Genomic DNA, 21,240 nt, shown 5'->3' on the forward strand with positions numbered 1-21,240 from the left:
CCATGCCGCGTACGGAGACAGAGCAGGCGCCCGAGCCGGTCGCGATCGTCGGAATCGGTCTGCGGTTCCCCGGCGGCAGCGGCTCGCCCGGCGAGTTCGACGCCTTCCTGCGGGAGGGCAGGAGCGGGATCGGCCCGATCCCCCGGGACCGCTGGGACGTCGAGGCGTTCACCCCCGAGGGCCCCGACGACAAGGGCAAGATCATCGCCTCGGCCGGCGGGTTCCTGGACCGCATCGACCTGTTCGACGCGGGCTTCTTCAACATCTCCCCGAAGGAAGCCCGGTACATGGACCCCCAGCAGCGGCTGCTGCTGGAGACCGCCTGGCAGGCCCTGGAGCACGCGGGCATCGACCCGGCCCCGCTGCGCCGCGGCAACGGAGGCGTCTACATCGGCGCCAGCTCCATCGACTATGCCCTGGAGCTGGACTCACTGCCGTACGAGGAGCTGGACGGCCATCTGGCCTCCGGCATCACCATGTTCCCGCTGTCGGGCCGGCTGTCGTACTTCCTGGGCTGGCGCGGCCCGAGCATGAGCGTCGACACCGCCTGCTCCTCCTCCCTGGTCGCCCTGCACCTCGCCGTGCAGGCGCTGCGCGCGGGCGAGACCGACATCGCGCTGTGCGGCGGCGTCAACGCCCTGCACCACCCGCGCATCCCGGTGATGTTCTCCAACGCCCAGATGCTCGCCCCGGACGGGCGGTGCAAGACCTTCGACGAGTCCGCCGACGGCTACGCGCGCGCCGAGGGCTGCGGCATCGTCGTCCTCAAGCTGCTCTCCGACGCCGAGCGCGACGGCGACCGGATCCTCGCGCTGGTGCGCGGCACGGCGGTCGGCCAGGACGGCGACAGCGCCGGGCTCACCGTGCCCAACGGGCCCGCCCAGGAGAAGGTCATCCGCAGCGCGCTCACCGCCGCCCGCCTGGGCCCCGAGGACATCCAGTACGTCGAGGCGCACGGCACCGGCACCCCGCTCGGCGACCCCATCGAGTTCGGCGCCATCGGGGACGTCTTCGTGGACTCCCACACCAAGGACCGCCCGGTGCTGGTCGGTTCGGTGAAGACCAACCTCGGCCACATGGAACCGGCCTCCGGCATCGTCGGCGTCATCAAGACCGTGCTCCAGCTGCGCTCCGGCACGATCTACCCGCACCTCAACCTGGAGACGCCCTCCGGACGCATCCCCTGGGACCTCTACCCGCTGCGGGTGCCCACCGCCTGCGAGCCGTGGGACGCCGGGGTCCGGCGGGCGGTCGTCAACAGCTTCGGGTTCGCCGGCACCATCGGCGCGGTGGTGCTGGAGCAGGCGCCCGAGCCGCGGACGGCCGGCGAGGAGGCCGGGGGAGGCGCACCGCTGTTCACCCTGTCGGCGAAGAACTCCGCCGCCCTGCGCGAACTGGCCGCCGAGTACAGGAAGTTACTGGAGGACAGGCCCGAGATCTCCGTCCCCGCGCTCTGCCACAGCGCCAACACCACACGCGCCCACCACCCGTACCGGGTCGCCGCCCCGGTCGCCGACCGCGCCGCGCTCGCCGGGCTCCTGGACCGCACCGCCGGGTCCGAGCACGAGGGCCCGGCCGGCATCCGCAAGACCGCGTTCCTGTTCACCGGCCAGGGTTCCCAGTACGCCGGCATGGGCGCCGCCCTCTACGGGGCCTTCCCGGTCTTCCGCGCCCACGTGGACGAGTGCGACGAGCTCTTCGCCGCCCATCTCGGGCGTTCCGTACGCGAGTTGCTGCTCGGCACGGCCGCGGACCCCGAGGCGGTCGACCGCACCGAGTACACCCAGCCCGCCCTGTTCACCCTGGAGTACGCCCTCGCCCAGCAGTGGATGGCCTGGGGCGCCCGGCCGAACGTGCTCATCGGGCACAGCATCGGCGAGGTCGTCGCCGCCGCCGTCGCCGGGCTGTTCGAGCTGCCCGACGCGGTCCGGCTGGTCGCCGCCCGAGCCCGGCTGATGCAGGCCGTCCGCACCGAGGGCGGGATGGCCGCCGTCACCGCCGCGGCCGAGGAGGTGGCGCCCCTGCTGGAAGGCCGCGCGGACCTGGCGCTGGCGGGGATCAACGCCCCCGATCAGACGGTGATCTCCGGCGCCACGGCAGCCCTCGACGAGGTCACCGGCATCCTCACCGGGCAGGGCGTGCGCGTCGAGCGCCTCAAGGTCTCCCACGCCTTCCACTCCCCGCTGATGGCCGAGGTCTACGACGACTTCCGCGCCGCCCTCGACGGCATCACCTTCCACGAGCCGAAGATCAGCATCGTCTCCAACGTCACCGGCCGCCTCGCCCGCCTCCGCGAGATCGGCAACGCCGACTACTGGGTGCGCCACATCGGCGAACCCGTCCGCTTCCTCGACGGCATCCGGGCCGTCGCCAAGCGCGGCCGGCACGCGATGGTCGAGATCGGCCCGCAGGCCGGCCTGACCGCGCTGGCCCGGCGGAGCGTCACGGTCGAGGACCACCTGTGGCTCGCGAGCCTGCGCCGCCGTGACACCACGACCGCGACCACCCTCACCGCGCTCGCCGACTACTACACGGCCGGGCTCACCGTCTCCTGGACCGGCTACCACGCCGGGCACCCCGCGCCCGCCCGCGTGGACCTGCCCACGTACGCCTTCCAGCGCAAGCGCTACTGGCTGCCCACCGTCACCCTGCGCCGCTCCGCCACGAACGTCAGCGCACGGCATCCGCTGCTCGGCGTCGAGGAGCGCTTCGCCAGCGGGGTGCGGGAGTTCACCGCGGAGTTCACCGCCGAGGAACTGGGCGCGCTCGCCGACCTCGCCGACGGCGGCCGTACCGTGCTGCCCGCCGGCGCCTACGTCGACCTGCTGCTCGCCGTGCAGGACGCGGTGCAGGGCCATGCCCGCTCCGCCGTCCGCGACCTGAGGCTGCTCGCCCCGCTGGAGCTGCCCGCCGAGACCGTGACCGCGCTGACCACGCGCTGGCGGCCCCGGCACGGCGGAGGCGCCGAGGTGGAGGTGTTCACGGTCGTCGGCGGCGAGGAGAACCTGCACGCCACCGCCGTCGTCGCCGCCGAACCCGAACCCCTCGTGCCGTCCTCGGAGCTGGCGGAACTGGACGCGACCCTCGCCCCGGCCGCCCAGCACATCGACGACGAGGACATCTACACCGACCTCGCCTCCGTCGGCCGCCCCCAGGGCTCCCGCATGCGCCTGCTGCTGCGCGCCGCCCGGCACGGCGACGGGCTGGTCACCGGCGAGCTCACCGGCCGCGACGCCACCGCCGTCGAGCACGTCCCGGCCGAGCTGCTGGAGGCCGCCGTCCACGCGCTGGTCGTCCTCGACCCCGAGGGCCCGGTGTTCGTGCCGCGCGAGATCGCCGCCGTACGGCACTTCCGCAAGCCGCGCGGGGAGAACCTGCGGGTCCTCGCCCGGGTGCGCGGCGAACAGGACCGGCGGCTGGCCGATGTGCTGCTGCTGGAGAACGGCGAACCGGTCGCCGAACTGCTCGGCGTGCGCATGGCCCGGCCCGAGGGCCGCGCCGGGCGCCGCCAGTTCCTGCACCGGCCCGACTGGGTGCGCCGCGCCCTGCCGGCCGAGGAGCGCACCACGGCCCGGCATGTGGTCCTGCTCGACCCGTCCGCCGCGCGCGCCGCCGACCTCGCCGCCGAGCCCGGTCTGAAGGTCACCTGGCTGACCGACCTCACCGACCTCAAGGCCGCCCTGGAGGACCCCACCGTCACCGACGTCTGCCGGCTGTGGCGGCAGCGCCCCGAGCCGATGTCCGCCGAGCGGCTGCGCGCCGAGTGCGAGGACAACTACCGCGAACTCCTCTCGCTCGTCGGTGCGTTGGAGAACGCCGCCCGGCCGCCCCGGCTGTGGCTGGTCACCGAGGGCGCCCAGTGGCTGCCCGGCGACCCGGCCGGCGACGGCGGCCACCTCGGCGCCGCCACCCTGTGGGGCTTCGGCCGGGTGCTGCTCACCGAGTACCCGCAGTACCGGGCCACCCTGGTCGACCTCGCCCCCGGCAGCGGCCTCGCCCCGCTCGCCGAGGAGTGGCGGGCCGAGCCGCCCGGCGAGTACCAGGTCGCCCACCGGCCCGGCCGCCGCTACGTCCGCCGGCTGCTCGCCGGTGACACGACGCTCACCTGGAGCGGAGGCTTCGAACTGCGCGCCCCCGACTCCGGCGACCTCTCCGACCTGGCCCTCGCCCCGGCCGCCGACCGGTCGCCGGGAGCCGGCGAGGTCCAGGTCCGCGTGCACACCGTCGGCCTCACCGCCGAGGATGCCCGCACCGCCCTGGACACCGGCCGGGCCGAGCGCGCCGAGGAGGCCTCGGAGGAGGAACCGCCGCCGGTACTCGGCCAGTTGGCGCGCGGCAGCGTCCTTGCGGCCGCTGACGGCACCGGATTCGCGCCGGGCGACGAGGTGCTCGTACGGCACGGCGGCACCTTCCGTTCCACGCTCACCGTGCCGGTCCCGGCCGTGGTCCACGCCACCGGCTCCGACGACACCGCCCCCCGCTTCCGGCTCGACGAGACCGGCGAGGCCCTGCGCACCGCCCTCGCCGACCCGGCCGGCCGGGCCTGGGTGACCCTGCCGGAGGACCCGGCCGAGCAGCAACCGGACGGGGGGCTCCTGCCGGAGGGACGGACCGGTTCGCAGCCGGACGCGGTGATCCCGCCGGAGGGTCGGGCCGAGCCGCGGCGGTGCGCGGTCGAGGAGGGCCCCGCCGGGCTTCGCGCCGACCGGACCTATCTGGTCACCGGCGGTCTCGGCGGACTCGGCCTGGTCACCGCCCGCAAGCTGGCCGCCCTCGGCGCCCGGCACCTGACCCTGGTCAGCCGCAGCGGCCGGGCCACCGACGAGGCCTCGGCGCTGCTCGCCGACCTCGCCGCCGACGCCGAGATCGACGTCGTACGCGCCGACATCTCCCGCCCGCAGGACGTGCGACGGCTGGTCCGGCAGCTCGCGGCCGGCCCGTACCCCGTCGGCGGGATCGTGCACGCGGCCGGCTTCTACGACAAGAAACTCATCTCCGAGCTGACCTGGGAGTCCATCGACGCCCAGCTCGCCGCCAAGGCCTACGGCGGCTGGCTGCTGCACGAGGCCGCCGAGGAGTCCTTCCCGGAGCTGGAGTTCTTCGTCACCTACTCCTCCATCGCCTCCGTCCTCGGCGGCGCCACCCAGGGCCACTACGCCGCCGCCAGCGCCGCCCTCGACGCCCTCGCCGAGTGGCGCGGCCGGCGCGGGGTGCCGGGCCTGTCGGTGAACTGGGGCGCCTGGGCCCGGGTCGGCATGTCCGCCCGGCTGGAGGAGCACCTCAGCCAGGAGATCGAACGCAGCGGTGTCCGCTTCTTCTCCCCGACCCGCGCCCTGGACACCCTCGCCCGGCTCTGGGGCCGCCCCCGCACCCAGCGGATCGTCGGCGAGTTCGACTGGGACCGCTATGTCTCCGGCAGCGTCACCGGCGACCTGTTCTACGACCGGCTCGCCCGGCGGACCACGGACGAGGAGGGCACCGGCCTCGACCTCCGCGCACTCACCGCGCTGCCGGAGGCCGAACGGCTCGCCGCCGTCACCTCCGTGGTCCGCGAGAAGGTCGCCGCCGTCCTGCACCTGGAGGAGGGCGACGAACTCGACGCGACCGCCGAGTTCGTCTCCCTGGGCCTGGACTCCCTGATGGCCCAGCAGGTCAAGGCCGCGCTGGAGCAGGCGTTCCGGCTGCCCCTGCCGGCCTCTCTCACCCACGACCACCCCACGGTCCGCGCGCTGGCCCGGTTCGTCGACGGGCAGCTCGCCTGAGGCAGCGTGAAAGCAAGGGACGGGAAGACGAGATGACCGACATACCCAGGGAGCGCTGGACGCTCCACCACTCCGCCCGTGCCCACGCCGGCAGCCGCCCGGACCACCCGGCGATCGTCTGCGAGGGCCGCGTCACCACCTACGACAAGCTCCACCGGGACAGCAACCGGGCCGCGCACGCCCTGCACACGAGCGGCGTGCGGCGCGGCGACCGGGTCGCCTACCTGGGCCGCGAGTCCGCGAACTACTACCTCGTGATGATCGCCTGCGCCAAGGCCGGCGCGGTCCTCGTCCCGGTCAACTGGCGGCTCACCCCCAACGAGGTCGACCACATCCTGCGCGACTCCGGCGCCGCACTGATCTTCGTGGACGACGAGTTCTGGGACACCGTCGCCACCGTCCGCCACCAACTGCGCGGACTGCGCCGGGTGATCCGCGTCGACGGCACCGACGCCGACGGCGAACCCGCGCGCGGCGCCGGCGTGCTCGCCTGGGCGGCCGACCAGCCCGAGACCGATCCCACGCCCGGTACCGGCCCGGACGACCCGGTGATCCAGATCTACACCAGCGGCACCACCGGCCTGCCCAAGGGGGCCGTCCTCGCCCACCGCAGCTTCTTCACGCTGCCGCACGCGAGCCGCGCCGAGGGCGTCGACTGGATCGACTGGCGGCCCGAGGACGTGGCGCTGATCTCGCTGCCGGGCTTCGGCGTGGCCGGCATCGGCTGGTTCCTGCACACCTTCAACGCGGGTGGCACCAACGTGATCATGCCGCAGTTCGACCCGCAGGAGGCCGTACGCCTCATCCGCACCCACCGCGTGACCACCACCTTCGCCGCACCGGCGATGCTCCAGGCGATGGCCGCCGAACGCGAGGCCGGGCCCGAGGCGTTCGGCTCACTCCGCAAGATCGCGTACGGCGCCGCCCCCATGTCCGAGACCCTGCTCAAGCATTGCCTGGAGACCTACCGCTGCGAGTTCGCCCAGATCTACGCCAGCACCGAGACCGGCAGCGTGGCGGTGTGCCTCCCGCCGGACGCCCACCACCCCGGCAGCACCAGGCTGACCTCGGTGGGCCGGCCCTGCCCCGGCACCGGGATCAAGGTCATCGGCCCCGACGGCGAGACCCTGCCGCCCGGCGCCGTCGGCCAGATCTGCGTCCGCACCCCCTCCCGGATGCTCGGCTACTGGAACCTGCCCGAGGCCACGGCCCGCACCCTGGTGGGGGAGTGGCTGCACATGGGCGACGCCGGTTACCTCGACGAGGACGGCTACCTCCACCTGTGCGACCGCATCAACGACACGATCATCGTCGCCGGGCAGAACATCTACCCGGCGGAGGTCGAGAAGGCCCTCGCCGCGCACCCCGCGGTGGCCGACGCGGCGGTGGTCGGCCTGCCGGACGACCGCTGGGGCGAGAGCGTGCACGCGGTGGTCGTACTCAGGCCCGGCGCGACCGCGACACCCCGGGAACTCCTGCTGTCCCTGCGGGGCCGCATCGCCGACTACAAGATCCCGGGCAGGTACCACTTCGTGGACTCCCTCCCGCGCAACCCCTCGGGGAAGATCCTGCGCCGCGCGGTGCGGGAGCAGCTGACAGCACCGGCCAGGGACGTACTCGGGAGCACAGTGTGACTTCACCACGGATCGGCATCCTCCTGCCCACCCGCGAGCAGGCCATCAACGGCACCTACGCCGCCGCCCCCTTGCTCGACTTCGCCCGCCAGGCGGAAGCGCTCGGGTTCGACTCCCTGTGGGCCGGGGACTCACTGACCGCCCGCCCCCGCCTCGATCCCCTCGTCGTGCTGTCGGCCGCGGCGGCGGCCACCACGCGCATCACCGTCGGCACCGCCGCCCTCACCCCCGCCCTGCGCCACCCCCTCGTCGGCGCCAACATGGTCGCGAGCCTCAGCCATGTCGCCGCCGGCCGACTGGTCCTCGGGCTCGGTTCGGGCTTCCCGATGCCCGAGACCGAGGAGGAGTTCGCCTCCGTCGGCGCCTCCTTCCAGGGCCGGGTCGGCCGCCTGGACGAGATCACCGCGCTGTGGCGCACCGCCTGGCGCTCCGGAGAGGACGGCGAACCCACGGAGTTCGACGGCCGGTTCTGGCAGGCGGACCACCTGGACCGGCTGCCCTCGCCCGCCGTCCCCGGCGGCCCGCCCCTCTGGCTCGCCGGCAGTGACACCCCCAAGGTCCTCGCCCGCGCCGCGACCCGCTACGACGGCTGGCTGCCCTTCCTCCCGGACGTCGACGCCTACGCCCGCGCCCGCCGCCGTATCGCCGAACTCGCCGACGAGGCCGGCCGCACGGTCACCCCGGCGCTGTACGCCACGGTCACCGTGAACAGCAGCGAGTCCGCCGCCAGGGCCGAACTCGAGCACTACATCAGCCACTACTACGGCCGCTCCCTGGAGCAGATGAGCAGCATCCAGGCCTATGCCTGGGGCAGCGCCGAGAAGTGCGCCGAGTGGCTCGGCGGGTACGTCCGGGCCGGCGCCCGGCACCTGGTCGTACGGATCGGGTCCCTGGACCCCGAGCCGCAGTTGAAGGAGATCGCCGAGGTGCTGCTGCCCGCGGTACGCGCCCTCGGCCCGTCCACCACCGTTGGGAGTACGCCGTCGTGACCACCGCCATCGGCACCATAGGCAGCCAGATGTCCAGCGAGGGGCACTGGTTCCACCCCGTGGAGCCCTCGCCCGACGCCTCGATCCGGCTGTTCCTGCTGCCCCACGCGGGCAGCGGCGCCATCATCTACCGCGACTGGGAACGCCTGCTGCCCCCGGACATCGCCCCCCAGGCCGTCACCCTGCCCGGCCGTCACAACCGCCGGGAGGAGCCGACGTACGAGGAGTTCTGGCCGCTGCTCGACGCCCTGCACGAGGCCGTGCTGAACGACCTGGACGAGCGGCCGTTCGCCCTCTTCGGGCACTGCCTCGGCGCCCAGCTGGCGTTCCGGCTGGCCATCCGGATGCAGGAGGAGGGCGGACCGGCGCCGGTCATGGTCGGCATGTCCGGCTGGTCACCCGAGGGCTTCTTCCAGCCCACGGAGGAGCAGAGCCGGATGCCGGAGCCCGAACTCGTCGAGTGGATCAAGAAGTTGGGGTCCTTCCCGGCGGAGATCTACGACAACCCCGAGATGCTCGCCCTGGTCGTGCCCGCGCTCCGCGCCGATCTGCGTGTCGCCGCCCAGTACGAGGACGACGGCAGGGGCGTCACCTGCCCGCTCGCCTCCTACGGCGGCCGCAGCGACCCGCTCCAGGAGGCCCCGGACGCCATGACCCACTGGGCCGGCCGCACCCCCTCCTACCTCGGCCACAACGAGTACGAGGGCGGCCACTTCTACATCGACACCCACGCCCAGGCCGTCACCGCGCACTTCGCGCACCGGCTCCAGCGGCTGGCCGCGGCCTCGGCGCGCTGACCGCCGAGGGTCCGTGTCAGCGCCGTGTCAGCGGGGCGCGGGACAGTGCTCGGAGGACTGTCGTACCGAGGACCGTCCCGTGCCCCTCACGTGCGCCCCGGACACCTTCGGCACGCCCCCCACCAGCACGAAACGACCTAGGAGGGTCGTCCATGACCACCGAAGCGGAACTGACCGGCAGCGCGGCCTCGGCCGCCCCGCCACCGGACATCGAGGAGGCCGCGGGCAAGCCCGCCTGGGGTGCGCTCTGGGTCGTGCTGGCCGGCCTGTTCATCACCAACGTCGACTTCTTCATCGTCAACGTCGCCATCCCCTCACTCCAGCGGAACATGCACGCGACCAGCGCCGAGATCCAGCTGGTCGCCGCGACCTTCAACATCGGCCTGTCCGCCATGCTGATCACCGGCGGCCGGCTCGGCGACCTCTACGGCCGCCGGAAGGTCTTCTCCATCGGCCTGGCCCTGTTCACGCTCGCCTCGGTGGCCTGCGGCATCGCCCCGAACATGGCCGAGCTGATCGTGGCGCGCGCGGTGCAGGGCGCCGCGGCCGCCCTCGTCATCCCGCAGGTCCTCGGCATCCTGACCACGGCCTACGCGGGCAAGGCCCGGGTCGCCGCGTTCAACGCCTACGGCATCACGCTGGGCGCCTCGGCCGTGTTCGGCCAGCTGATCGGCGGACTGCTGATCAAGGCCGACGTCTTCGGCTGGGACTGGCGGACCATCTTCCTGATCAACGCCCCGATCGGCGCCGTGGTCCTGCTGCTCACGCCGAAGGTGGTGCCCGAGTCCCGGGCCGAGGGCCGCACCGGCCTCGACTGGACCGGTGTGATCCTGGTGACCGCCGGCCTCACGGCCATCGTGCTGCCCCTGGTCCAGGGCCGTGACCAGGGCTGGCCGACCTGGACGTGGGAGTGCCTGGTGGCGGCCGTGCCGCTGCTGGCCGCGTTCTGGTGGACCCAGCGCCGCAAGGCCGCCCGCGACGGGTCGCCGCTGGTCCACCCGAGCCTGTTCGAGGACCGGGCGTTCGGCGTGGGCGTCGTCTCGCTGCTGGTGTTCTTCGCCGCGATGGCCTCCTTCTTCCTGGTCCTCGCGCTGTACCTGCAGGAGGGCCGCGGCCTGTCCGCGCTCCGGTCGGGTCTGCTGTTCATCCCGCTCGGCCTCGGCTTCTTCATCGGCTCCGCACAGTCGCCGAAGGCCGCGGCCAAACTCGGCAAGCAGGTCCTGACCATCGGCGCGGTGCTCCAGGCGGTCGGCAACCTCGCGCTCGCCGCCACCGCCTGGGAGCTGGGCGGCAGCGGCTCCGTCGGCTGGTGCATCCCGGCCATGGTGCTCGCCGGTTTCGGCATGGGCTTCGTCGTCGCCCCGCTCGCCTCCCTGGTCCTGGAGGGCGTCGCCCCGCACCACGCGGCCGCGGCCTCCGGTGTCTTCTCCACAGCCCAGGAGATGGGCAACGCCGTCGGCATCGCGGTCATCGGCGTCGTCTTCTTCGGCGTCGCCGGCCACAAGGTCACCGCCCACTCCTACGCCCACGCCTTCGGCGCGGGCTTGCTGGTCCAGGCGGCCATCTGCGTGGCCGTGGCGCTGCTGGTGCAGTTGCTGCCGCGGAGGGCGCAGGCGTCCTGACGCCACGGACCTCGCGGCCGACGCCCGACGGGCGCACGGGACTTCACTCCGTGCGCCCGTCAGTGCTGCGTCAGAACTCCGTCAGCCGCCTCCTCCACGCTGGCCGAAACAACCCACCGGAATTCGGCCGACCCGACGGAGGACCTCCGTGTCCGACACCCCTGACCCGCTCCCCGCCTGGCCCATGCCCCGCTCCTGCCCCTACGCGCCCCCGGACGCCTACGCCGAGCTGCGCCGGGAACCCCCGCTGAAGGTGCGGATCCGCGGCGGTGAGGCCTGGCTCGTCACCCGCCACGCGGACGTACGCCAGGTGCTCAACGACGACCGCTTCAGCGCCGACGACCAGCAGCCCGGCTTCCCGATCCGGATCCAGCTGCCGCCCGAGCCCGGCGTGATGTCGTTCAACCGCATGGACGACCCGGAGCACGGCCGGCTGCGCCGCATGGCCATGACCGAGTTCACCGCCCGCCGCACCCGCGCCCTGCGCCCGGAGGTCGAACTCCTCGTCGAGCAGCTGCTGGACCGGCTGGCGGCGGGCCCCCACCCCGTCGACCTGGTGCGGAACTTCGCGGTCCCGCTGCCGTCGCTGGTGATCGCCCGGATGCTCGGCGTCCCGGAGGAGGACGAGGCGGACTTCACCGAGCAGAGCCAGGTCATCCTCTCCCAGGAGGCCGGCCCCGAGGAGACGTACGCGGCCTTCGTCGAGATGTCGAGGTTCCTGGACCGGCTCGCCGCGCAGCGCACCGCCGAACCCCGGGACGACCTGATCAGCCGGCTGGCCACCCGCTATGTCGCCGCCGGCGAGCTGACCCACGAGGAACTCGTCGCCATGGCCCGCTTCTTCCTCGTCGCCGGGCACGAGACCACCGCCCACCAGATCAGCCTGAGCGTCCTGAGTCTGCTGCGCGACCCGGCCCAGCAGGCCGAGCTCCGCGCCGATCCGTCCCTGTACCGGCCGGCGGTCGAGGAGCTCCTGCGCTACTGGTCCATCTCGCAGGACAACCAGGTGCGCGCCGCCGTGGCCGACGTCGAGCTGAGCGGGGCGCGGATTCGCAAGGGGGAGGGAGTGATCGTCGCGATTCCCGCCGCCAACCACGACGAGTCGGTCTACCCCGACCCCGGCCGCCTCGACCTCCACCGCAACGCCGCCGGCCATCTCGCCTTCGGCTACGGCGCCCACCTGTGCCCGGGTGCCTCGCTGGCCCGCATGGAGCTGGAGGTGTGCCTGAGCGCCCTCTTCGCCCGCTTCCCCACGCTGCGCCTGGCCGTGCCGCCGGAGCAGGTCCGCTTCCGCCGGAACACGATCGTGTACGGACTGGAGGAACTGCCGGTCACCTGGTGATGCCCGCGCTGCCCCGCAACCGGCGTCAGCCCCGTGTCAGCGCCCCCCGGCACAGTGGGAACGCAGCGGCACCGGGGCGGCACCACGCGGCCTGGCCGGCCCGCTGCCGTCCGACGAGAAGGAGTACGCCCGCCATGGCAGACACCGCAGCCCCGGCTCCCACCCGGGCCCTCGTCCTGGGCAACCCCGCCTCCGGCAGCCACTCGCCCGAACTGGTCGAAGAGGTACGGCAGTTGTGCGCCTCCTGCCTGGAGCACATCGAGCTGCACCTCACCACCGGCCCCGGTGACGCCACGCTCGCGGTGCGCCGCGCCCTGCAGCGGTCCGCCACGGCATCGCCGGGGGCGCCCGACCTGATCGTCGTCATCGGCGGGGACGGCACCGTCCGCGAGGCCGTCCAGGGACTCGTGCCCGCGACCGGGAACGCCGCCCTCGCGGTGGTGCCCGGCGGCACCGGCAACTCCGGCTACAAGATGCTGTGGGGCGACCGCCCCTGGAGCGAGTCCCTGAAGGCGATCCTGACCGACCACGGCATCGGCGGCAGCGCCCGGCTGCGCCGGCTCGACCTGGCCCGCCTGGCCGAGACCCGCAACCATGTGTATCTGGGTGCCTGTTCGGGGGTGATCGCCGACGCGCTGATCACCGCCCGGGAACTGCCGCTGACCGGGCGGGAGCGCTACGCCCGCGCCTTCGCCGACACGGCCGCCGGCTACCGGCCCTACCCCGGCCGGGTCACCGTGGACGGCCGGGTCGTGCACGAGGGCCCCACGGTCCTCGCCAACGTGGGCGGCGGCCGCTACCGCGGCGGCCGGTTCCTGGTCCTGCCCGGCTCGCTGCTCGACGACGGACTGCTCGACGTCTGTGTGATCGGCGGCGATGTCCCCGCGGACGAGGTGCCCGAACTGACCCGCGACGCACGGCACATGGACCATCCGGCGACCGTGTATGCCCGCGGGCGCACGATCACCGTCGAGCGCACCGACGGCCGCCGGCTCCCGCTGGAACACGACGGCGAGTACCAGCACGGCATCGGCGCCACGGCCACCTTCGAGGTGCTCCCCGGAGCCCTCCCGGTCTGGGCGCCGGCCACCCCCTGAACCACCTGTCCGAAGAACCAGAGAAGCACGCCACGTAAGGAGATCGCCCGCATGAGCGACCTGACCACCACCGTCACCCGCTACCTCGACATCTGGAACGAGGCGGACGCCGAGAAGCGCGCCGCGGCCATCGCCGAGCTGTTCACCGCCGACGCCCCGTACATCGACCCGCTCGCCGCGGTCGAGGGACCCGAGGGCTTCGGGGCCGTGGTGGCCGGTGCCCGCGACCAGTTCAAGGGCCTCACCTTCGAACTGCACGGCACCGTCGACGCCCACCACAACCAGGCCCGCTTCCAGTGGGGCCTGGTGACCGAGCCGGGCGCCGAGCCGATCGCCATCGGCTTCGACGTGCTCGTCACCGACGAGGCGGGCCGGATCAAGGCCGTCTACGGCTTCCTGGACAAGGTCCCGGCCGCGTAACACCACCGATGCACTGCGGGAGCACCGGGCGACGGTGCTCCCGCAGCCGTGTTCCCCCCGGACGTCCCAGCGCACGCACGTTGACGCACGCACGGAAGGTGTACCCGCATGACCGCCGTCCTCGCGGAGAGCGTCGCCCGGGCGCTGTGCGCCGACTGGGCCGAGCAGGCCCGCACCCTGCCGCGGCCCGCCCGCGGCCGCACCCCCGCCGACACCCCGCTGCGCGAACTCTCCCACTGGGCCGCGACGTTGCGCCCCCAGCAGGTCCCCTGCCGGGTGCTGAAGCTCGCCGCGAGCCAGGTGCTGTCGCAGATCGCCTCGATCCGCGCGGGTCTGCAGCATCCCCTCGGCAGAAAGCTGGTGGCCGCTTTCGGGCATCCCATGCAGCGCGATCCGCGCCAGGCGGCCGGCGTCTTCGCCGCGCTCGGCTCCTGGCTGAACCTGGACGACACCGCGTACGCCGGACACCTGTCGAACTCCACGGTCGCCGTCCCGCTCGCCTTCGCCTACGCCCGGCAGCTGGACGGGCTCTCGCTGCTCACCGCGGTGGTCGCGGCCAACGAGTGCGCGGCCCGGATCACCGCCTCCGCGACGCTCGGGCCCCTGCGCGGCCAGAGCGCCGTACACACCCATCTGGCCGGCGCGGTGGCCGGCCGGCTGCACTGCGACCGGGCCCCGGCGAGCCTGTTCGAGAACGCCTTCGGACTGGCCTTCGCGATGCCCAACTGGCCCTTGATGCGGGCCTTCCTCGCCAGCGACGCCCGCCTGTTCAACACCTTCACGCCGGTGCGCACCGCGATGGACGCCTGTGACGCCGCCTACGCCGGGCTGCGCGGGGCGCCGGACATCATGGAGCACAGTGACGGCTTCCTGGCCCGCTTCGCCACCGTGCCGCTGCCGCAGGCGGTGGCCAAGGGGCTGGGACGGCGGTGGCACACGGACACCCTGTCGTTCAAGATGCACCCCGGCGGCCCCGGCATCGACGCGGCGGTGGACTGCGCGGCCGAGATCCACAAGGAGATCGGCGCGGTCAGGCCCCGGGACGTGGCCGAGGTCGTCGTCGAGGCCTCCCTGTACACGCTGTTCGCGGGGGAGCGGGCCGCCCGCTATGTCACCGGCCCCGGCTCCCCGCTGGGCGCGCTGGTCCTGGACGTGCCCTACCCGGTGGCGACCACGCTGCTCACCGGTCACTTCGGCGTGGACGACTTCTCCCCGCCGCATCTGGACGACCCCGACCGGTGGGCGCTGGCCAAGCGGATACGGCTGGAGCACGACACCGAGATGACCCGTGAACTCTTCCTGTCCGACGCGCCGTTCGGCGAGGCGGTGCGCGAGGCGGGGGAGCGGGCGGTGCCGTGGCTGCGCGGCTTCGGCGGTGACGAACTGGTGGACCTGGTCGGGGTGCTCGCGGCCGACGACCGGGACTTCTCCCGGTCCACCAAGGCCACCGGCGCCCGGGTCACCGTACGACTGACGGACGGCCGTACGGTCTCGCGCACCCGGCTGATCCCGGTCGGGGCGGCCGGGCCGGAGACCCGGGCGGGCCATGCCGAACTGGTGCGGGAGAAGTTCCTGTCGCTGGGCGGGGCACAGGAGGTCGCCGACACGGTGGACCGGCTGCACCGGATGCGCCCACGAGCGGTACGCCGCTGGATCGAGACGGCGTTCCTGGACTGACCGAACGGCCGTCGTCCCAGGTCCTGGGGGCGCGTGGCGCTGTCAGCATGCCGCTCCGCCGCGTGGCCGCCGTACCGCCGCTCCCCCCGCCGGACGGCGCAGCGCGGCCACGAACTTGTACCGGGAGCCCCGGTACACCGAGCGCACCCACTCCACGGGCCGGCCCTCCGCGTCCCGCGAGTGCCGGGACAGCAGCAGCATCGGCAGTCCCACGTCGGTGGCGAGCAGGTGGGCCTCGCGCGGCGTGGACAGCGAGGTCTCGATGGTCTCGTCGGCCTCGGCGAGATGGACGCCGTACACCTCGGCGAGCGCCGTGTACAGCGAGGGGTGGGTCGTCAGCGAGGCGCGCAGGCCGGGGAAGCGGTGTGCGGACAGGTGGGTCGTCTCGATCGCCATCGGGTCGCCGCCGGCCAGCCGCAGCCGCTCGATGCGCAGCACGCGCTCGCCGATGCCGATGCCGAGCAGCTCCGACAGCCGCTGGTCGGCCGGGACCTCCCCGATGTCCAGCATCTGAGAGGAGGGCGTCAGGCCCTGGGCTCGCATGTCCTCGGTGTGCGACGTCAGCTGGAGCGTGCGGTACAGCTTGGGCTGGGAGACGAAGGTCCCCTTGCCCTGGATCCGGTCGAGCCGGCCCTCGCCGACCAGCTCCTGGAGCGCCTGCCGGACCGTCGTCCGTGAGGTGTCGAACCGGACGGCGAGCAGCCGCTCGGCCGGCATGGCCGAACCGGGCTGCAGCGCCTCGGTCATGGCGAGGAGCTGTTGCTTGATCCGGTAGTACTTCGGCACGCGCGCGCCGCTGACGTCGATGGTCATGCCTGCCTTCCCGGCCGTGCCGACGGTCTCCCGTTATAGCGACCAACTGCCCTATGGTCTAGTCCAACTCGCGCCGCCGCCATGGTCCAGGCCAGGCGCCGGGCGAAAGGGGCGGATCCGGACGGACGCGCTCCGGTGACGTTCTCGTAACGGCCGGAATCGGCTTCGTGGACCACCCTTGACACCCCGAAAGGTCTAGGCCAAGCTCCACCGTACTGGTCTACACCATTAGTGGCCAGGTCCCGAGCCCTACGTGCAACAGCGTCGTACGCAGGTCACCGCCGAGGGCGTGGGGGGTTAGAGGCATCCCTGAGGAGGGTGGCGTGAAGCGCAAGCTCGCTGCCGCGATCGTGATCGCGGGCATGATGGTCTCCGTTGCGGCGTGTGGCGGAAACGGCAAGGACAGCTCCAAGGACGCGGGACCGAGCAGTTGGAAGGGCCAGACGCTGACCGTCTGGACCATGGACGGCTCCGCGCCGCCGCAGTGGAGCAAGGACGTCCAGGCCGCGTTCGAGAAGAAGACCGGCGCGAAGCTGAAGTTCGAGATCCAGAAGTGGGACGGGATCCAGCAGAAGATCACCACCGCCCTCTCCGAGGACAACCCGCCGGACGTCCTGGAGGTCGGCAACACCCAGACCCCGGCCTACGCGGCCACCGGCGGCCTGGCCGACCTGAGCGACGTCAAGCAGGCCGTCGGCGCCGACTGGACCCCCTCCGTCTCCCAGTCCTCCGTCTACGACGGCAAGCAGTACGCCGCCCCCTGGTACTTCGCCAACCGCGTCGTCATCTACAACAAGGCGATCTGGGCGAAGGCCGGCATCAAGTCCACCCCGAAGACCCGCGACGAGTTCTTCAAGGACCTGGACACCATCGGCAAGAAGACCGACGCCGAGCCGCTCTACCTGCCCGGCCAGAACTGGTACTTCTTCGACGGCCTGACCATCGGCCAGGGCGCCGACCTCGTGAAGAAGCAGGGCGGCACCTACGTCTCCAACCTCGCCGACCCGAAGGTCGCCGCGGCCATGGAGCTCTACAAGAAGTACGCCTCCTACTCCAAGGCCCCCAAGGACAAGGACGAGGCCACCCCGCAGCAGGCCACGATCTTCGCCAAGGGCAAGACCGGCGCGTTCATCGGCATGGGCTGGGAGGCCGGCACCGCGATCCAGGCCAACAAGGCCATCGAGAAGGACCTCGGCTACTTCACCATCCCGGGCGCCACCGCCGACAAGCCCGAGGGCGTCTTCCTCGGCGGCTCCAACCTCGCCGTCGCCCAGAACAGCAAGAAGCAGTCCCTCGCCAAGGAGTTCCTGAAGATCGCCCTGTCCGACCAGTACGAGGGCGAACTGGCCAAGCTCAACGGCGTCATCCCGAACAAGACGTCCCTGCAGTCCAACCTCAAGGGCAACGGCGCCGCCGAGGCCGCCGCACCCGCCGCCGCGGCCGGCGGCACCACGCCGCTGATCCCGGAGTGGGCCGCGGTGGAGAACACCCCGAACCCGATCAAGTCCTACATGACCGCGGTGCTGAACGGAAAGGCTCCCGCGGCGGCCGCCAAGGACGTCGAGGGCGAGATCGACAAGCGCCTGGCCCAGAAGAACTGATGACCCGCGCCGGGGGCGCCCACGAGCGCCCCCGGCTCAGTCGTTCGTACGGCCGGTTCGGCCATGGAAGAGATGACGACTCATGTCAGTGCAGACCGAAGGCACGGACACGGCCGGGGAGCCCGCTGTCCGCAAGGCCCGGGTTCCGGCGCCGCCGCGAGGTGAGGACCGCACCTCCGGGTCACCGGCCGGCCGCCGCGCCGTCGCCGCCCCCTACCTGCTCCTGCTGCCGGCGCTGCTGGCCACACTGATCCTGCTCGGCTGGCCCCTGGTCAAGAACGGCATGCTGTCGTTCCAGAACCTCAACCCCCGGCAGCTCATCCAGCACCTCACCGAATGGAACGGCGTCGACAACTACAAGGAGGTCCTGGCCGGTTCGGACTTCTGGAAGGTCGTCGAGCGCTCGCTGCTGTTCACCGCGGCCAACGTCGTCCTGATCATGGTGTTCGGCACCCTGATCGGGCTGCTGCTGGCCCGCCTGGGCAAGAAGATGCGGCTGACGCTCCTGATCGGCCTCGTCCTCGCCTGGGCCATGCCCGTCATCGCGGCCACCACCGTCTACCAGTGGCTGTTCGCCCAGCGTTACGGCGTCGTCAACTGGGTCCTGGACAAGCTCGGCTGGCACTCCATGGCCGACCACAACTGGCTGGCCACCCAGTTCTCCACGTTCGCCGTGATCACCCTGCTCATCGTCTGGATGTCGATCCCCTTCGTGGCGATCAACCTCTACGCCGCCACCACCACCATCCCCAAGGAGCTGTACGAGGCCGCGTCCCTGGACGGCGCCGGCGCCTGGCAGAGCTTCACCTCCGTGACCCTGCCGTTCCTGCGGCCGTTCCTGTACTCCACGACCTTCCTCGAGGTCATCTGGGTCTTCAAGGCGTTCGCGCAGGTCTTCGCCATGAACGCGGGCGGCCCCGACCGCCTCACCGAGACCCTGCCGGTCTACGCCTACGTCGAGGGCGTCGGCAACCAGCACTTCGGGGTCGGCGCGGCGATCTCCTTCCTGACCATCCTGGTGCTGCTCGTCATGACCTCGTACTACCTGCGCATGGTGCTCAAGCAAGAGGAGGACGAGCTGTGAAGCGCTCGCTCTTCGGCCGTATCTGGCCCAACGCGACCGCCGTCGTCCTCTTCGTCGGCTTCGTGTTCCCCGTCTACTGGATGTTCGCCACGGCCTTCAAGCCCACCGGCGACATCATCGCCGACACCCCGGTGTGGTTCCCGACCCACATCACCCTCGGCCACTTCAAGAAGGCGGTCGACGCCGACCACTTCTGGACCCTGGTCGGCAACTCCGTCACCGTCACGGTCTGTTCCGTGCTGCTCTCGCTCGTCATCGCCCTGTTCGCCGCGTTCGCCCTGGCACGGATGCGGTTCAAGGGGCGGCGCGGTCTCGTCGTCACGTTCATGCTGGCGCAGATGGCCCCCTGGGAGGTCATGATCATCGCCATCTACATGATCGTCCGGGACAACGACATGCTGGACAGCCTCGTCCCCCTCACCGTCTTCTACACGATGATGGTGCTGCCCCTCACCGTTCTGACGCTGCGCGGCTACATCGCCGCCGTGCCGAAGGAGCTGGAGGAGTCGGCGATGGTCGACGGCTGCACCCGGATGCAGGCCTTCCGCAAGGTGATCTTCCCGCTCCTCGCACCCGGCCTCATGGCCACCTCGCTGTTCGGGTTCATCACCGCCTGGAACGAGTTCCCGCTGGTCCTGATCCTCAACAAGGACATCGAGAAGCAGACCCTGCCGCTGTGGCTGTCGCAGTTCCAGACCGCCTTCGGCGACGACTGGGGCGCCACGATGGCCGCCTCGACCCTGTTCGCGCTGCCCATCCTGATCCTCTTCATCTTCCTGCAACGCAAGGCCGTCAGCGGCCTGACCGACGGCGCCGTGAAGGGATGACCCCGCCGATGACCACACTCGCCACCACAGGGTCTGACAGCGGCTCCGCCGCGGGTGACACCCTCACCCGGGACGCCCTCGCGGTGCTGCAGCCGGGGTTCGACGGCACCACCGCGCCCGACTGGGTCCGCCGCCGCCTCGGCGAGGGCCTCGCCTCCGTCGCCCTGTTCGGCCGCAACGTCGTCACCGAGGAGCAGGTCACCGCACTCACCGCCCAGTTGCGGGCCGAACGGGACGACCTGCTCGTCGCCATCGACGAGGAGAGCGGCGACGTCACCCGCCTGGACGTGCGCACCGGCTCCTCCTTCCCGGGCAACCACGCCCTCGGCGCCGTCGACGACCCCGACCTCACCCGGGCCGTCTCCCGCGAACTGGGCCGGCGCCTGGCCGCCTGCGGCGTCACCTTCGACTGGGCGCCCTCCGCCGACGTCAACGCCAACGCCGACAATCCCGTCATCGGGGTGCGCTCCTTCGGCGCGAGCACCGACCTGGTCGCCCGGCACACCGCCGCCTGGGTCGAGGGCCTGCAGTCCACCGGCGTCGCCGCCTGCACCAAGCACTTCCCCGGCCACGGTGACACCAACGTCGACTCCCACCACGCCGTACCCCGCATCGACGTCGACGCCGACACCCTCTACGAGCGCGAACTGCCCCCGTTCCGCGCGGCCATCGCCGCCGGCACCCGGGCCGTCATGAGCGCGCACATCCTCGTGCCCGCCCTCGATCCGGACCGCCCCGGCACCCTCTCCCGCCGCATCCTCACCGAACTGCTGCGCGGCGAACTCGGCTACCAGGGCCTGATCGTCACCGACGGCATGGAGATGCGCGCGATCTCCGGCACCTACGGCCTGGAGCACGGCGTGGTCCTGGCCATCGCGGCCGGCGCCGACGCCATCTGCGTGGGCGGCGGGCTGTGCGACGAGGGCACCGTGCTGAAGCTCAGGGACGCGCTCGTGGCCGCCGTACGCTCCGGGGAACTGGCCGAGGAACGGCTCGCGGACGCGGCCGCCCGGGTGCGGGACCTGGCCGCCTGGACCGCCCGGGCACGCGGCGGGCCGGAGACCGAGCCCCAGCCGGAGATCGGCCTGGTCGCGGCCCGGCGCGCGCTGCGCGTTACCCGCACCGGCAACGCCGCACCGGTCAACACCCCCGTCTACGTCGCCCAGTTCGAGCCCGCCCGCAACATCGCCGTCGGCGACCAGACCCCGTGGGGCGTCGCCGCCGATCTGGGGCGACTGCTGCCCGGCACCGCCTCCGGCTCCTTCACCGGTGAGGGCGCCGGTGCGGCGGCCCTCGCCGCGGCCGGCGGCCGGCGGATCGTCGCGGTGGTCCGCGACGAACACCGGCACGACTGGATGGGCTCCGCCCTCGACACCGTGCTCGCCGCCCGCCCCGACACCGTCGTCGTGGAGATGGGCCTGCCGCAGGCCACCCCGCGCGGCGCCCTGCACATCGCCACCTACGGCGCCGCCCGGGTCTGCGGTGTGGCGGCGGCGGAGGCCGTCCTGGCGGACTGACCCACCCCTTTTCACCGGCCGCCCGCAGAAGCGGGCGGCCCACTCGATCTTGCTGTCT

The 21,240-nt window shown here is 72.5% G+C and carries 14 protein-coding genes; 13 read left to right on the plus strand and 1 reads right to left on the minus strand.

Features of this window, described 5'->3' with window-relative positions; genetic code table 11:
* The first annotated feature begins 2 nt into the window (after nt 1–2).
* From ACFYZB_RS28085 to ACFYZB_RS28125, 9 genes are all read left to right on the plus strand, one after another.
* The gene (locus ACFYZB_RS28085) at nt 3–5,762 is read left to right on the plus strand and encodes an SDR family oxidoreductase (protein WP_388763438.1); all 5,760 of its coding nucleotides are present in this window, start codon (nt 3–5) and stop codon (nt 5,760–5,762) included.
* Between the two features lie 32 nt (nt 5,763–5,794).
* Nucleotides 5,795–7,396, plus strand: a complete 1,602-nt coding sequence (locus tag ACFYZB_RS28090) for a fatty acid--CoA ligase (RefSeq protein ID WP_388763439.1) — start codon at nt 5,795–5,797, stop codon at nt 7,394–7,396.
* A complete protein-coding gene (locus tag ACFYZB_RS28095) occupies nt 7,393–8,385 on the plus strand; it encodes an LLM class flavin-dependent oxidoreductase (RefSeq protein WP_351211032.1) in 993 nt (330 codons plus the stop codon). Before ACFYZB_RS28090 ends, ACFYZB_RS28095 begins: the two co-directional genes overlap by 4 nt.
* A gap of 29 nt (nt 8,386–8,414) precedes the next feature.
* On the plus strand, nt 8,415–9,182 hold the full coding sequence (locus ACFYZB_RS28100) for a thioesterase II family protein (protein WP_388763517.1): 768 nt from the start codon (nt 8,415–8,417) through the stop codon (nt 9,180–9,182).
* A gap of 152 nt (nt 9,183–9,334) precedes the next feature.
* Nucleotides 9,335–10,804 carry an MFS transporter gene (locus tag ACFYZB_RS28105; protein WP_388763440.1) on the plus strand — a complete coding sequence of 490 codons (1,470 nt, stop codon included), beginning with the start codon at nt 9,335–9,337 and terminating at the stop codon, nt 10,802–10,804.
* A 148-nt stretch (nt 10,805–10,952) separates the two neighbouring features.
* Nucleotides 10,953–12,146: a cytochrome P450 gene (locus ACFYZB_RS28110; RefSeq protein ID WP_388763442.1), complete on the plus strand. Its 1,194-nt coding sequence runs from the start codon at nt 10,953–10,955 to the stop codon at nt 12,144–12,146.
* A gap of 134 nt (nt 12,147–12,280) precedes the next feature.
* Complete coding sequence (locus ACFYZB_RS28115; protein WP_388763443.1) at nt 12,281–13,243, plus strand: diacylglycerol/lipid kinase family protein; 963 nt, start codon at nt 12,281–12,283, stop codon at nt 13,241–13,243.
* 51 nt (nt 13,244–13,294) lie between these two features.
* Complete coding sequence (locus ACFYZB_RS28120) at nt 13,295–13,663, plus strand: nuclear transport factor 2 family protein (protein WP_388763445.1); 369 nt, start codon at nt 13,295–13,297, stop codon at nt 13,661–13,663.
* 108 nt (nt 13,664–13,771) lie between these two features.
* A complete protein-coding gene (locus tag ACFYZB_RS28125) occupies nt 13,772–15,340 on the plus strand; it encodes an MmgE/PrpD family protein (protein WP_388763447.1) in 1,569 nt (522 codons plus the stop codon).
* 42 nt (nt 15,341–15,382) lie between these two features.
* Here ACFYZB_RS28125 and ACFYZB_RS28130 read toward each other — a convergent pair whose 3' ends face one another.
* Complete coding sequence (locus ACFYZB_RS28130; RefSeq protein ID WP_351211043.1) at nt 15,383–16,153, minus strand: GntR family transcriptional regulator; 771 nt, start codon at nt 16,151–16,153, stop codon at nt 15,383–15,385.
* Nucleotides 16,154–16,476: 323 nt separating this feature from the next.
* Between ACFYZB_RS28130 and ACFYZB_RS28135 the strand changes: the two genes are divergently transcribed.
* From ACFYZB_RS28135 to ACFYZB_RS28150, 4 genes are all read left to right on the plus strand, one after another.
* On the plus strand, nt 16,477–17,754 hold the full coding sequence (locus ACFYZB_RS28135) for an extracellular solute-binding protein (protein ID WP_388763450.1): 1,278 nt from the start codon (nt 16,477–16,479) through the stop codon (nt 17,752–17,754).
* A gap of 82 nt (nt 17,755–17,836) precedes the next feature.
* Nucleotides 17,837–18,838: a carbohydrate ABC transporter permease gene (locus tag ACFYZB_RS28140; RefSeq protein WP_388763452.1), complete on the plus strand. Its 1,002-nt coding sequence runs from the start codon at nt 17,837–17,839 to the stop codon at nt 18,836–18,838.
* Entirely contained in the window at nt 18,835–19,665 is an 831-nt protein-coding gene (locus ACFYZB_RS28145; protein WP_388763454.1) for a carbohydrate ABC transporter permease, read from the plus strand. Before ACFYZB_RS28140 ends, ACFYZB_RS28145 begins: the two co-directional genes overlap by 4 nt.
* A gap of 8 nt (nt 19,666–19,673) precedes the next feature.
* Nucleotides 19,674–21,182, plus strand: a complete 1,509-nt coding sequence (locus ACFYZB_RS28150; protein ID WP_388763456.1) for a glycoside hydrolase family 3 protein — start codon at nt 19,674–19,676, stop codon at nt 21,180–21,182.
* Nucleotides 21,183–21,240 lie beyond the last annotated feature (58 nt).

This window comes from Streptomyces sp. NPDC001852, from assembly GCF_042891825.1.
Lineage (GTDB): Bacteria > Actinomycetota > Actinomycetes > Streptomycetales > Streptomycetaceae > Streptomyces.

Bases quoted from the DNA above. Each gene is read 5' to 3' on its own strand.
- ACFYZB_RS28125 (WP_388763447.1), top strand. From the start codon at position 13,772: ATGACCGCCGTCCTCGCGGAGAGCGTCGCCCGGGCGCTGTGCGCCGAC.
- ACFYZB_RS28115 (WP_388763443.1), top strand. From the start codon at position 12,281: ATGGCAGACACCGCAGCCCCGGCTCCCACCCGGGCCCTCGTCCTGGGC.
- ACFYZB_RS28130 (WP_351211043.1), bottom strand. From the start codon at position 16,153: ATGACCATCGACGTCAGCGGCGCGCGCGTGCCGAAGTACTACCGGATC.
- ACFYZB_RS28105 (WP_388763440.1), top strand. From the start codon at position 9,335: ATGACCACCGAAGCGGAACTGACCGGCAGCGCGGCCTCGGCCGCCCCG.
- ACFYZB_RS28120 (WP_388763445.1), top strand. From the start codon at position 13,295: ATGAGCGACCTGACCACCACCGTCACCCGCTACCTCGACATCTGGAAC.
- ACFYZB_RS28150 (WP_388763456.1), top strand. From the start codon at position 19,674: ATGACCACACTCGCCACCACAGGGTCTGACAGCGGCTCCGCCGCGGGT.
- ACFYZB_RS28100 (WP_388763517.1), top strand. From the start codon at position 8,415: ATGTCCAGCGAGGGGCACTGGTTCCACCCCGTGGAGCCCTCGCCCGAC.
- ACFYZB_RS28085 (WP_388763438.1), top strand. From the start codon at position 3: ATGCCGCGTACGGAGACAGAGCAGGCGCCCGAGCCGGTCGCGATCGTC.
- ACFYZB_RS28140 (WP_388763452.1), top strand. From the start codon at position 17,837: ATGTCAGTGCAGACCGAAGGCACGGACACGGCCGGGGAGCCCGCTGTC.
- ACFYZB_RS28090 (WP_388763439.1), top strand. From the start codon at position 5,795: ATGACCGACATACCCAGGGAGCGCTGGACGCTCCACCACTCCGCCCGT.